The 13349-nt window shown below is 70.2% G+C and carries 11 protein-coding genes; all 11 read left to right on the plus strand.

The features are described 5' to 3' along the window. Positions 1 to 97: 97 nt before the first annotated feature. The 11 genes from ACFRFH_RS06805 (at position 98) to ACFRFH_RS06855 (ending at position 13278) form a co-directional block, all read left to right on the plus strand. Positions 98 to 952 carry a carbohydrate ABC transporter permease gene (locus tag ACFRFH_RS06805; protein ID WP_382462222.1) on the plus strand — a complete coding sequence of 285 codons (855 nt, stop codon included), beginning with the start codon at positions 98 to 100 and terminating at the stop codon, positions 950 to 952. Continuing rightward, on the plus strand, positions 949 to 1782 hold the full coding sequence (locus ACFRFH_RS06810) for a carbohydrate ABC transporter permease (RefSeq protein WP_382462223.1): 834 nt from the start codon (positions 949 to 951) through the stop codon (positions 1780 to 1782). The genes ACFRFH_RS06805 and ACFRFH_RS06810 overlap by 4 nt, the downstream gene beginning before the upstream one ends. Before the next feature lie 63 nt (positions 1783 to 1845). Next, entirely contained in the window at positions 1846 to 4116 is a 2271-nt protein-coding gene (locus tag ACFRFH_RS06815; RefSeq protein WP_382462224.1) for a family 78 glycoside hydrolase catalytic domain, read from the plus strand. A 133-nt stretch (positions 4117 to 4249) separates the two neighbouring features. After that, positions 4250 to 4567 (plus strand): L-rhamnose mutarotase, encoded by a 318-nt coding sequence (locus ACFRFH_RS06820; protein ID WP_382462225.1) that lies wholly within the window; start codon positions 4250 to 4252, stop codon positions 4565 to 4567. Positions 4568 to 4641: 74 nt separating this feature from the next. Further along, positions 4642 to 5889, plus strand: a complete 1248-nt coding sequence (locus ACFRFH_RS06825) for an MFS transporter (RefSeq protein ID WP_382462226.1) — start codon at positions 4642 to 4644, stop codon at positions 5887 to 5889. Between the two features lie 31 nt (positions 5890 to 5920). Then, complete coding sequence (gene rhaI, locus ACFRFH_RS06830) at positions 5921 to 7084, plus strand: L-rhamnose isomerase (RefSeq protein ID WP_382462227.1); 1164 nt, start codon at positions 5921 to 5923, stop codon at positions 7082 to 7084. Between the two features lie 49 nt (positions 7085 to 7133). Further along, a complete protein-coding gene (locus ACFRFH_RS06835) occupies positions 7134 to 9170 on the plus strand; it encodes a bifunctional aldolase/short-chain dehydrogenase (protein WP_382462228.1) in 2037 nt (678 codons plus the stop codon). Positions 9171 to 9183: 13 nt separating this feature from the next. Further along, positions 9184 to 10632, plus strand: coding sequence for a rhamnulokinase family protein (locus ACFRFH_RS06840; protein WP_382462229.1), 1449 nt, complete (start codon positions 9184 to 9186; stop codon positions 10630 to 10632). Between the two features lie 91 nt (positions 10633 to 10723). Then, the gene (locus tag ACFRFH_RS06845) at positions 10724 to 11509 is read left to right on the plus strand and encodes a nucleotidyltransferase domain-containing protein (RefSeq protein ID WP_382462230.1); all 786 of its coding nucleotides are present in this window, start codon (positions 10724 to 10726) and stop codon (positions 11507 to 11509) included. Positions 11510 to 11807: 298 nt separating this feature from the next. After that, positions 11808 to 12539, plus strand: a complete 732-nt coding sequence (locus tag ACFRFH_RS06850) for a dienelactone hydrolase family protein (RefSeq protein WP_382462231.1) — start codon at positions 11808 to 11810, stop codon at positions 12537 to 12539. Between the two features lie 91 nt (positions 12540 to 12630). Continuing rightward, on the plus strand, positions 12631 to 13278 hold the full coding sequence (locus tag ACFRFH_RS06855; RefSeq protein WP_382462232.1) for a GNAT family N-acetyltransferase: 648 nt from the start codon (positions 12631 to 12633) through the stop codon (positions 13276 to 13278). Positions 13279 to 13349 lie beyond the last annotated feature (71 nt).

Raw genomic sequence — 13349 nt, forward strand, 5'->3', positions numbered from 1 at the left:
GACAATGTCGACGGCAAGCCCCGCGACCGCAACACAAGCGGCCGACATCATCACCGAGGTGGGGGCCTCGGTACGGAACAGACCGAGGAAGAGCCGGATGCGGTCGCACTATCCGACCTGGTTCTTCATCCCCGCGATCGTCCTCTACGTGATCTTCTTCGCGATCCCGACGGTCTCGTCCTTCTACTTCTCGCTGACCCGCTGGTCGCTGTTCGACTCCCAGTTCATCGGGTTCGCGAACTACGTGCAGTTCTTCCAGGACCCCCAGCTCTACACGAGCTTCATCCACACCCTGATCTACGCCGTGCTGACCTCCGGCGCGAAGGTGATCATCGGCTTCGCGCTGGCGCTCCTGCTGACCTCCCCGGTCGTGGGCCGCGGCTACCTGCGAGCGGTCGTCTTCTTCCCGGTCCTGCTCTCGACGATCGGCGTCGGCATCCTCTGGAAGTCGCTGCTGGACCCGTTCCACGGCATGGTCAACGCGGTGCTCGGCTTCTTCGGCCTCCCGCAGCCCGGTTGGTTCACCGACCCGAACCTGGCGCTCTACACGATCGCCGGCGTCGACATCTGGAAGGGCGTCGGCATCGCGACGCTCATCTTCATGGCCGGGATGGTCGCCATCCCGAACGAGTATCACGAGGCGGCCCGCATCGACGGCGCCGGCGGCTGGAACATCCTGCGCCGCATCACGATCCCGCTGAGCCGCGGAGCGACCGCGACGGTCATCATCCTGTCGCTGATCGGCGGCCTGCGCTCGTTCGACATCATCTGGGCGACCACGGGAGGCGGCCCCGGCTTCACCAGCGACGTGCTCGCGTCGGTGATCTATAAGCAGTATCAGGCGGGCTTCTACGGCCTGTCGACGGCGGGCAACGTCGTGCTCTTCCTCGTGGTGACGCTGATCATGGTGCCGCTCTCGTACGTCTTGAACAGAAAGCAGGTGGAGCTGTGACCCGCACGAAGGTCCGCGCCTGGATCGTCGGCGTCGTCGCGATCCTCGTCTCCGTCGTCGTCTTCCTCGTCCCGTTCGCCTTCGTGGTGCTGCAGGCCTCGAAGGCCCCGGACGACGCCTCCACCCTCGCCTTCACCTGGCCGAAGGAGTGGCAGTTCTTCCCCAACCTCATCGCGGTGCTGCAGAGCGGCGACGGCCTGATCTGGCGGGCGTTCCTCAACTCGTTCGTCCTCACCGTCGGCTCGGTGGCGCTCATGGTGGTGCTGTCGGCGATGGCCGGCTACGTCCTCGCCCGCAAGCGCAGCAAGTGGGGCCCGGTCGTGAACTTCTTCGTTCTCGCCGGCCTGATCGTGCCGCCCGCGGTCGTGCCGACCATCTGGGTGCTGCAGGGGACGGGGCTCTACAAGACCATGCCGGGGATGATCCTGATCGAGACCACCTTCGGGTTGTCGTTCTGCATCCTGCTCTTCCGGGCCTTCTTCAACACGGTGCCCAAGGAGCTGGACGAGGCGGCGGTGCTGGACGGCGCGGGCCGGGTGCGGCTGTTCTTCCAGGTCATCCTGCCGCTGCTGAAGCCGGTGATCGTGACCGTGATCGTGGTGCAGTCGGTGTTCGTCTTCAACGACTTCGCCGGGCCACTGTACTTCCTGCCCGGCTCCGACAACGCGACCGTGCAGACCACGCTCTACACCTTCGCGGGGCAGAACCTGAGCTTCTACAACCTGCTCTTCATGGACATCCTGCTCATCACCATCCCGCCGCTCGTCGCGTACATCTTCTTCAACCGGCAGATCGTCGCCGGCATGACGAGCGGCGCGGTCAAGGGCTGACGCCGTCCACTGACAACGAACACCGACACCGAACACACGACACGAAACCGGAGACACCGAAACATGACTTGGCACGCCCAGATGATCGCCGCCGACCAGGCCTTCGACGGAGCCCCGCTGCTGCGCAGGGAGTTCGCACTGGAGGCCGGCCACGGCGCCGTCGCCCGCGCGACCCTCACGCTCACCGCCCAGGGGGTGGTGGAGGCCTGGCTGAACGGCCGTCCCGTCTCGGACGACGTGCTCACTCCCGGCTGGAGCAGCTACGAGTGGCGCCTCCGCTACGCGACCTACGACGTCACCGCTCTGCTGGAGGAGACGAGCGTGCTCGGCCTCGCCCTCGGCAAGGGCTGGTTCGGCGGCCGCCTCGGCTGGTCCGGCGGCGGCTCGTACTACGGCGACGCCCAGGGCGCCTTCGCGCAGCTCGAGGTGGAGTTCGCCGACGGCAGCACGCAGCTGATCGTCACCGACGACGCGTGGACCAGCGGCCCGAGCGCGGTGCTCGCCAACGACCTGTACGACGGCGAGACCATCGACGCCCGGCTCAGCGACGACGCCTGGAAGAAGCCCGGCTTCGCCGGTGACGGCTGGACGGGAACACACGCCGTCGAGTTCGACACCGCGAAGCTGGAGCCGTACATCGGCCCGTCGGTGAAGCGCTGGGCCGCCCTCCCCGTACAGGAGATCAGCACGTCCCCGTCGGGGAAGACCCTGGTCGACTTCGGGCAGAACCTGGTGGGCTGGATCAAGGTCCGCGTGCAGGGGCCGGCCGGAACCGAGGTGACCATCCGGCACGCGGAGGTCCTGGAGCACGGCGAACTCGGCGTGCGCCCCTTGCGCTCGGCGCAGGCCACCGACCGCTACCTCCTCAGCGGCGGCGTGGACGAGTTCGAGCCGACCTTCACCTTCCACGGCTTCCGCTACGCCGAGGTCACGGGCTGGCCGGGCGAGCTGAAGGCCGAGGACCTGACGGCGATCGCGATCGGCTCCGAGCTGACCCGCATCGGCGAGTTCAGCAGCTCCGACCCGCTGCTCAACCAGTTCCACGAGAACGTGGTGTGGGGCATGCGCGGCAACTTCGTGGACGTCCCCACCGACTGCCCGCAGCGCGACGAGCGGCTCGGCTGGACCGGTGACATCGCCGCGTTCGCGCCGACCGCCGCCTACCTCTACGACGTGGACGCGTTCCTGTCCGACTGGCTGGTCGACCTCGACCTGGAGCAGCGGCACAACGACGGGATCGTCGGCTTCGTCATCCCGGACGTGCTCAAGTACATGCCGCACCCGGAGGACTTCGGCAAGCCGAACACGACCGCGCTCTGGAGCGACGCCGCCGTCTGGGTGCCGTGGGACCTCTACGAGGCGTACGGCGACACCGCGGTTCTGGAGCGTCAGTTCGACTCGATGGCGTCGCACGTCCGCCGGGTGAAGTCGCTGCTCTCGCCGGCCGGCGTCTGGGACGGCAACTTCCAGTTCGGCGACTGGCTCGACCCGGACGCCCCGCCGGAGGACCCGGCGAAGGCGAAGGCCGACAAGGGAGTCGTGGCGACGGCGTGCGCCTACCGGTCCGCGCGGATCCTCGCCGACACCGCGGCCCTGCTCGGCCGCGCGGCGGAGCACGCGGAGTTCGAGGCGCACGCCGCCGACCTCCGCGCCGCCTTCAACCGCGAGTACGTCTCGGGCGGCGTCGTGCTGAGCGACTGCACCACGGTGTACTCGCTCGCGATCGTCTTCGGACTGCTGGACGAGGCGGACGAGGAGTTCGCGGGCGACCGGCTCGCCGAGCTCGCGGAGGAGGCCGGCTACCGCATCTCCACCGGGTTCGCCGGCACGCCGTTCATCGCGGACGCGCTGACCCAGACCGGCCGCACCGACGTCGCCTACCGCCTGCTGCTGGAGAAGGAGTGCCCCTCGTGGCTCTACCCGGTCACGATGGGCGCGACGACGGTGTGGGAGCGTTGGGACTCGATGCTGCCGGACGGCACCATCAACCCGGGTGAGATGACCTCCTTCAACCACTACGCGCTCGGCGCGGTGGCGGACTGGATGCACCGGGTCGTCGGCGGCCTCGCGCCATTGAAGCCGGGCTACGCGTCGGTGCTCGTCGCCCCGCAGCCGGGCGGCGGCCTCACCGAGGCGGCCACCTCGCTGGAGACCCGGCACGGCCGGGTGTCGGTGCGCTGGAGCCTCGACGGCGACCTCCTGACGGTCGACGCCGAGCTCCCGGAGGGCGTCGACGGCATCCTGCGGCTGCCCGGCCGCGAGGACCAGCAGCTGAGCGGAGGGCCGGTCTCGGTCACCGCGGAGGTTCCCTCGTCCGTCGGCGCGCTGCGCTGAGACGGGGGTGAGCGACCATGCGGCGCGAGTGCCTCTGCTCGGCACCGCGCCGCGTGGTATGCTTTGAATCGATTCAACTTGAATCGATTCACAACAGATCAACGACGAGAACACAGACGACGAGGGAGTTGACGTGGAACGGGTGTGCTTCACGATGCGGCTGAAGCCGGAGCGGGTCGCAGAGTACCTGGCCGCGCACGAGACGGTCTGGCCGGAGATGCTCGACGCACTGCGCGAGACCGGCTGGTCGAACTACTCCCTCTTCGTCGACCGGGAGGAAGCGCTCGTCGTCGGTGTCCTGGAGACCGACGACTTCGAGGGCGCGATCGCCGCGATGAACGAGCGCGAGGTCAACGCGCGCTGGCAGGCCACGATGGCCGGCTTCTTCGCGGAGGAGACCGCTCCGGACAGCACGATGACGCGGCTGACCGAGTACTTTTTCCTGGCTTGAGCAGAGAGGGACACGAAGACGTGAGAGTCGGAAGCAGCAACACGACCGGATGGCGGGCCACGAGCTCCGTCGCCATGAGCAACTACATCGAGTCGGGGTCGATCATCGCGATCGCCACCAGCCTCGGGTTCTGGCAGGCGGAGTTCCACCTGACCGACGGGTTCGTCGGCATCCTCGCCGCGTTCAGCGCCAATGCGTTCGGCGCGGCGATCGGCGCCATCCTCGGCGGACCGCTCACCGACCGGCTCGGACGCAAGTTCATCTACACCTACGACCTCCTGCTCTACATGCTCGGCGTCCTCCTCGCGGTGTTCGCCGTCAACGCGGGAATGCTGTTCGCCGCGTTCCTGATCACCGGCATCGCGGTGGGCGCGGGTGTCCCGGCCTCCTGGACCTACATCGCCGAGCAGGCGCCCGACCACGCCCGCGCCAAGCACGTCGGCATGGCGCAGCTCGCCTGGTCGATCGGCCCGCTCATCGGCTTCGCCCTCGCCGCCGCGCTCGCGCCGCTCGGCCTGCTGGGCAGCCGGATCATCTTCTTCCACCTCTTCGTCGTGGCCGCCATCGTCTGGTGGGTCCGCCAGGGCCTGCCGGAGTCGAAGCTCTGGACCGACGTCAAGACCGGCGCCGTCTCCACCGCCGCTTCGGGACGCGGGATGCGCGCCCTCTTCTCCAAGCGCGTGAACCTCACCGCGCTGCTGTTCCTCTTCGGCGTCTACGGCTTCTGGAACCTGGTCGCCGGCCAGGCGGGCATCTTCATGCCGCGCGTCTACGAGGCCGCCGGCGTGCACAGCGCGGTCGAGCAGGACCTCCTGCAGGTGCTGGTCTGGGGCTGCACGGTCGCCGCGACCTACTTCGGCTTCATGCGGCTGGCCGACCGGATGTCGCGCCGCATCCTGTACGGGATCGGCGCGGTGCTCGGCATCGTGGCCTGGTTCGTGCTCGTCTTCGCCCCTCCCGGCCTCCCGACCCTGCTCACCTTCGCGATCACCTGGGGCGTCGCCTCCGGCATCGGCGCGCAGGCGTTCTACGGAGTCTGGACGGCCGAGCTGTTCGCCACGCCGTACCGGGCGAGCGCGCAGGGCGTCCTGTTCTTCGCGGCGCGCATCGCGGTCGGCCTGCTCAGCTCGGTGTTCCCGGTGCTGCTCGCCAGCACGGGCGTGCCGACCGTCGGCCTCATCCTCATCGGCTTCCTCGCCGTCGCGCTGCTCATCGGCGTGATCTGGGCTCCGGCCACGCAGGGGAAGTCGCTGCGGCAGATCGAGGCGGAGCGTTACGGCTCCGCAGTCCCGTCCGATGTCAGCGCCGACGCGCGCGTCTGAACACCTACCCATTCCGACCGAAAGGGAGACCATGACCCTCACCGACGACATCCGTTCGCAGCTCGCGCTGCAGGCGATCGAGCTGCCCTCCTGGGCGTTCGGCAACTCGGGGACGCGCTTCCGGGTGTTCGGCACGCCGGGCACGGCGCGCGACCCGTTCGAGAAGATCTCGGACGCGGCGCAGGTCCACAAGTACACCGGACTCGCGCCGACGGTCGCGCTGCACATCCCGTGGGACAAGGTGGACTCCTACGCCGACCTCAAGAAGCACGCGGAGGACAACGGTGTCGAGCTCGGCACGGTCAACTCGAACACGTTCCAGGACGACGACTACAAGTTCGGCTCGGTGACCCACTGGGACGACCGGATCCGCCAGAAGGCGATCGACCACCACCTCGAGTGCATCGACATCATGGACCAGACCGGGTCGCGCGACCTGAAGATCTGGCTCGCGGACGGCACCAACTACCCCGGGCAGGACTCACTGCGTGCCCGGCAGGACCGGCTGGCGGACTCCCTGGCGAAGATCTACGAGCGGATCGGCGAGGGCCAGCGACTGGTGCTGGAGTACAAGTTCTTCGAGCCGTCGTTCTACCACACCGACGTTCCGGACTGGGGGACCAGCTACGTGCAGACCGCCGCGCTCGGCGAGCGCGCGCTGGTGTGCCTCGACACCGGCCACCACGCGCCGGGGACGAACATCGAGTTCATCGTGATGCAGCTGCTGCGCCTCGGGAAGCTCGGCTCGTTCGACTTCAACAGCCGGTTCTACGCCGACGACGACCTGATCGTGGGCGCCGCCGACCCGTTCCAGCTGTTCCGGATCGTGTTCGAGGTCATCCGCGGCGGCGGCTACGCCAACCCGGACGTCGCGTTCATGCTCGACCAGTGCCACAACCTGGAGGCGAAGATCCCGGGCCAGATCCGCTCGGTCCTCAACGTCCAGGAGGCCACGGCCAAGGCGCTGCTGGTCGACACGGAGGCGCTCGCCGCAGCGCAGACCGCCGGCGACGTGCTCGCGGCCAACACGGTGTTCATGGATGCCTTCAACGCCGATGTGCGCGCCGACCTGGGGGTCTGGCGCGAGTCGCGCGGCCTCCCGGCCGACCCGATGGCCGCCTACAAGGCGTCCGGCTACCAGCAGAAGATCGAGACCGAACGCGTCGGCGGCACCCAGGCCGGCTGGGGCGCCTGAGCGTCCGCACCATCCACTCGCAGACCTCCCACCGAAGGAACCACGCAGAATGACGAACGAGACCGTCGCGGCCCTCCTGGCCCGGTCGAACCGCCTCGGCGCCGACCCGAAGAACACGAACTACGCCGGGGGCAACACCTCCGCCAAGGGCGTGGAGACCGACCCGGTGACCGGGGAGCCGGTCGAGCTGCTCTGGGTGAAGGGCTCCGGCGGCGACCTCGGCACGCTGAAGGAGCAGGGTCTGGCGGTGCTGCGGCTCGACCGGCTGCGCGCCCTCCAGAACGTCTACCCGGGCGTCGACCGCGAGGACGAGATGGTCGCGGCGTTCGACTACACGCTCCACGGCAAGGGTGGCGCGGCGCCGTCGATCGACACGGCTATGCACGGCCTGGTGGATGCGGCGCACGTCGACCACCTCCACCCGGACTCCGGCATCGCGATCGCGACCGCGGCCGATGGTGAGTCGCTGACGTCGACGATCTTCGGAGGTCGCGTGGTGTGGGTGCCGTGGCGTCGTCCCGGCTTCCAGCTCGGCCTCGACATCGCCGCGATCAAGGCCGCGAACCCCGACGCGATCGGCACGGTTCTCGGCGGCCACGGCATCACCGCGTGGGGCGACACGTCCGAGGAGGCGGAGGCCAACTCGCTGTGGATCATCCAGACGGCCGCCGATTACATCGCGGCGCACGGCCGGCCCGAGCCGTTCGGCCCGCGCATCGCGGCGAACGAGCCGCTGGCCGCGGCCGAGCGACGGGCGAAGGCGGCTGCGCTGGCGCCGACGATCCGCGGGCTGGCGTCGACGGACAAGCCGCAGGTCGGCTCGTTCACCGACGACGACGTGGTGCTCGACTTCCTCGCGTCCTCCGAGCACACCCGGCTCGGCGCCCTGGGCACCTCCTGCCCGGACCACTTCCTGCGCACCAAGGTCAAGCCGCTCATCCTCGACCTCCCGGCCGACGCCTCCGTCGAGGACTCGATCGCCCGGCTGACGGAGCTGCACGAGCAGTACCGCGCCGAGTACACCGCGTACTACGAGCAGTACGCGACGCCCGAATCCCCGGCCATGCGCGGCGCCGACCCGGCCATCGTGCTCATCCCGGGCGTCGGGATGTTCTCCTACGGCAAGGACAAGCAGACCGCGCGGGTCGCGGGCGAGTTCTACATCAACGCCATCAACGTGATGCTGGGCGCGGAGGCGCTTTCGACCTACGCGCCCATTTCGGACGCCGAGAAGTTCAACATCGAGTACTGGTCGCTGGAGGAGGCCAAGCTCCAGCGGCTGCCCAAGCCCAAGTCGCACGCGGGCCGCATCGCGCTCGTCACGGGCGCGGCCTCCGGGATCGGCAAGGCGATCGCCACCCGGCTCGCGGCCGAGGGCGCCTGCGTGGTCATCGCCGACCTCGACCTGTCGAAGGCGCAGGCCGCCGCGGCAGAGCTGGGCGGCACGGACGTCGCGATCGGGGTGGCGGCGAACGTCACCAGCGAGGCAGACATCCAGGCCGGCATCCAGGAGGCGCTGCTGCAGTTCGGCGGCCTCGACCTGATCGTCAACAACGCCGGCCTCTCCATCTCCAAGCCGCTGCTGGAGACCACCGAGGCCGACTGGGACCTGCAGCACGACGTGATGGCCAAGGGGTCGTTCCTGGTCTCCAAAGCGGCCGCGAAGGTGCTCATCGAGCAGGGCCTCGGCGGCGACATCGTCTACATCTCCTCCAAGAACTCGGTGTTCGCCGGCCCCAACAACATCGCGTACTCGGCGACCAAGGCCGACCAGGCCCACCAGGTGCGCCTGCTGGCCGCCGAGCTCGGCGACTACGGGGTGAAGGTCAACGGCATCAACCCCGACGGCGTGGTCCGCGGCTCGGGGATCTTCGCCGGCGGCTGGGGCGCCAAGCGCGCCGCGGTCTACGGGGTGCCGGAGGAGGAGCTGGGCAAGTACTACGCCCAGCGCACCCTCCTCAAGCGCGAGGTGCTGCCGGAGAACGTCGCGAACGCCGTCGCCGTGCTCACCTCCAGCGACCTCGACCACACAACCGGACTCCACATCCCCGTCGACGCGGGCGTCGCGGCGGCCTTCCTGCGATGAACGGGGTCGTGGGATGAGTGCGGTTCGGGCGGGCACGGTCGCCGCGGTCGACCTCGGGGCGACCAGCGGCCGGGTGATGCACGCCCGCGTCGGCGCGAACACGCTGGAACTGACCGAGGCGGCGCGCTTCCCGAATGGGCCTGTTCGGGTGCAGGAGGGCGGCCGCGAGGCACTGCACTGGGATGTGACCGGGCTCTACGCCCAGGTGCTGGACGGCCTCCGCGCGGTCGCCGATGCGGACCCCGGCCTCCGGAGCGTCGGCGTGGACGCGTGGGCCGTCGACTACGGCCTCCTGAGCGCCGGCCGCCTGCTCGGTGAGCCGTACCACTACCGCGACGAGCGCACCGCCGCGGGCGTCGAGCTCGTGCACGCGCGCGTCGCGCCGGAGGAGCTGTACCGCGAGGGCGGCCTGCAGTTCCTGCCGTTCAACTCGCTCTATCAGCTCGCCGTCGACCAGGAGTCGGGGGCGCTGGAGGCTGCGGACGGCTTCCTGCTGGTCCCGGACCTCATCACGTACTGGCTGAGCGGGCAAGCTGTCGCGGAGCGCACCAACGCCTCCACCACCGGGCTGCTGACCGCGGCCGGGGCGTGGAACGACCCGCTCATCGAGCGGCTGGGTCTGCGGCGGTCGCTGTTCCCGTCGCTCGTGGACGCCGGGGCGGTCGTGGGCTCCCTGCTGCCGTCGCTGGGTCTCCCGTTCGCCGGGTCCGGTCCCGCGGTCACGGCAGTCGGGTCGCACGACACCGCGTCCGCCGTCGTGGCCGTACCGATGGACGCCTCCCGGGCCGCCTACATCTCCTGCGGGACGTGGGGTCTCGTTGGCGTCGAACTCGAGGGCCGGGTCGTCAGCGACGCGGGCCGTGCCGCCAACTTCACCAACGAGGGCGGCGTGGACGGACGGGTCCGCTACCTCCACAACGTCATGGGGTTGTGGCTGCTGAGCGAGTCGATTCGCGAGTGGCAGCGGCGCGGCCTCCCGGTGACCCTGGAGAGCCTGCTCGCGGAAGCCGCCGCGCTGCCGCGGCCGGCCGACCTGTTCGACGCGGACGACCCGCGGTTCATGGCGCCGGGCGACCTCCCGTCGCGCATCGCGGACTGGTTCGCCGAGCGCGGCCTCCGTGCCCCGGTGAGCCCGGCCGGGATGGTGCGGGTCATCGTCGAGAGCCTCGCAGAGGCATTCGCCGCCTCCGTCCGCGCCGCCTCCGAACTGTCCGGCATCCCGGTCGAGACGGTGCACATCGTCGGCGGGGGAGCGCGCAACGCCCTGCTCTGCCAGGCGACGGCCGACCGGGTGGGCGTGCCCGTGCTCGCCGGCCCGGTGGAGGCCACGGCGCTCGGCAACGCGCTGGTCCAGGCCCGCGCTGTGGGGCTCGTCTCCGGCGACCTGGAGACGCTGCGCGCGCTGGTCGCCCGCAACTACGCGCCGGTGCGGTACGAGCCAGCGCGGGTGGCCGTGCGTTGAGGGGGCGCCACGAGCGGGCAATCGAACGGGGCAGCGCACCGGTACGGTACGAGCCGGCGCGGGTGGCCGTTGCGCTGATGGTGGTGCGCTGATGGAGCACCACGAGCGGGCGATCGAGCGGTACGTCGCCGACGTGTCCACCGACCCCGAGGTGCTGGCCGTCGTCGTGAGCGGCTCGGTCGCGCGCGGGGCCGAGCGGGCGGACTCCGACGTCGACCTGTACCTGGTCGTCACCGAGTCGCGCTGGGACGAGGCGTACGCCGCGCGCCGCCTGATGTTCACCAGCACGGAGGGCATCGGCTACGACGCGGGCTACTTCGACGTCAAGCTGGCGACGCTCTCGTACCTGGACGACGCGGCCGAGCGCGGGGACGACCCGGTGCGGGACTCCTTCGCGTCCGCTCGCGTGGTGTTCAGCCGGGTGCCCGACTTGGAGGGCCGGCTGTCGCGGGTGACGCAGGTCTCGGCTGCCGACTGGCAGGACCGCGTCGCGGGCTTCGTGGCGCAGTGCCGGCTTCATGGCGGCTACTTCCTCCCGCAGGCGCACGAGCACGGAGACCCGCTGCTGCTGGCGCACGCCGCCGTCCACCTGGTGACGTCGGCCGCGCGGGCGCTGCTCGCGCACGACCGCGTGTTCTTCCCCGGGCCGAAGTACCTGCGAGCGCGGGTGGCGGGGCTCGCCTCGGCGCCTCCCGGGTTCGGTTCCCTGCTCGACGACGTGATCGCTGCGCCGTCGCCGATGACGGCCGCCGCGCTGCTGGAGGCGGTGGAGGCGTCGGTGGGCGACGCGCTGCCGCGCGACGAGACCCTGTCGCGTTTCGTGCTCGACAACGAGCTCTCGTGGCGCTACCGCACGGCCCCGCCCGAGTACTCCTAGCCGCGACATTCGTGCTGAATGTGGCCTTTGGCGCTCCCATTCACGACATTCGTGCCGAATGTGCGCGGGGGAGGTGGCCCTCACATTCGTGCCGAATGTGGCGTTTGGCGCCCCCATTCGGGACATTCGTGCCGAATCAGGGCGGTGCGCGCTATGCTCTCCCACGGTTCGGACCATTCGAGGAGGTGAGCATCGTGAACGCAACCACGTACGGGTGCTCCCCGTCCCGCCTCAGAGCGCGCGACTGATCGACCGGTCGCCGGGAGCGCCGCACAGGCATCCCCGAAAGGCGACCATCATGAACCTCTTCACCGACGACACCACCGCGGACGGCGTGCGCCGCCGCGGCTTCCTCCTGGAGGGCGTCCCCGGCGTCCTCTGGACCCCTCCCACCGCCGCCCCCGGCGCACCGCTGATCCTTTCGGGTCACGGCGGCGGCCTCCACAAGGAGGCACCCGGGCTGGTGGCCCGCGCCCGGCGACTCGTTCTCGACCTCGGGTACGCCGTCGCCGCGATCGACGCGCCAGGCCATGGCGACCGTCCCCGTCCGGCCCGCGACCAGCAGTGGGTCGATGCCATGCTCGGCGCCCGCGAGCGGGGCGAGCCGCTCGATCCCATCATCGCCGAGTACAACGCCTCGCTCGCCGAGCGCGCCGTGCCGGAGTGGCGGGCGGCGCTCGACGCGCTCCAGCAACTCGAAGACATCGGCGCCGGCCCGGTGGGCTTCACCGGGATGACGCTGGCCTCCGCCATCGGCATCCCGCTCGCTGCCGCCGAGCCGCGCATCCGCGCCGCCACCTACGGAGGGATCGCGGCGCACCGCTTCGTGCTCGACGCGGCGCAGGAGGTCAGCATCCCGATCGAGTTCCTGTTCCCGCTGGACGACCCGGAGATCACCCGGGAGTCCCAGCTCGAACTGTTCGACGCGTTCGCCTCGGCCGAGAAGACGCTGCTCGGGTTCCCGGGCAGCCACTTCCGCGTGCCGGCGGAGCGGCTGGACACGGGCCTCTTCCCGCGCGTGTTCGGGTGAGGCGTGCGGGGACGCGGCGTGTGTCGCGTCCCCGCACGGCGCTTGCCTGCCGACACGCCGCAGCGTAGTTTCGCGCCAGAGGGGAGGCCGCATGAGCGACGCTGAAGCCACGACCTTCACGATCCGACCGCTCGACACCTCCACCTGGGACGCCTTCGTCGCGCTCTGCGACCGGCACGGCGGAGGCGGTTTCGGCGGCTGCTACTGCACCTGGTTCCACCGCGACGCGCACTCGGCTCCGGAGTCGCAGCCCGAGCGGCCGGCCGACTTCACCAAGGAGTTCAAGCACGACCTCGTGACGGCCGGGGAGGCGCACGCCGCGCTCGTCTTCGACGGCGACCGCGCGGTCGGCTGGGCGCAGTTCGGGAGCCCGGAGGAGCTGCCCGGGATCTACCACCGCAAGCAGTACCTGGAGACGACGACCACCCTCCCGGACTACCGGATCACCTGCATCTTCGTCGACCGCGCGTACCGCGGCCGGGGTGTCGCGCGCGTCGCGATCGCCGGCGCGCTGGAGCTGATCGCGGAGGCCGGCGGCGGCGTGGTCGAGAGCTACCCGCGCGAGACCGACAAGCGCATCCCGCCGTCGTTCCTCTACAGCATGACGCGCCAGGTCTTCGAGGACGCCGGCTTCGAGTACGACCGCCCGAAGGGCACCGTCAACTGCGTCATGCGCACCGCCGTCCCCGCCGTCGCGAACGGAGGAGATCCCCGCACCTCCACCACCCCACGACCGTAACCGGAGGACATCCCACCCCGCCCACCCCGAATCTCCTCCGCTACCAACGGCCGCGGGTGGCCGCGGGTGTG

Origin of the sequence: Leifsonia sp. NPDC056824, from assembly GCF_042789575.1 — a bacterium.
Taxonomy (GTDB): Bacteria; Actinomycetota; Actinomycetes; order Actinomycetales; family Microbacteriaceae; genus Leifsonia.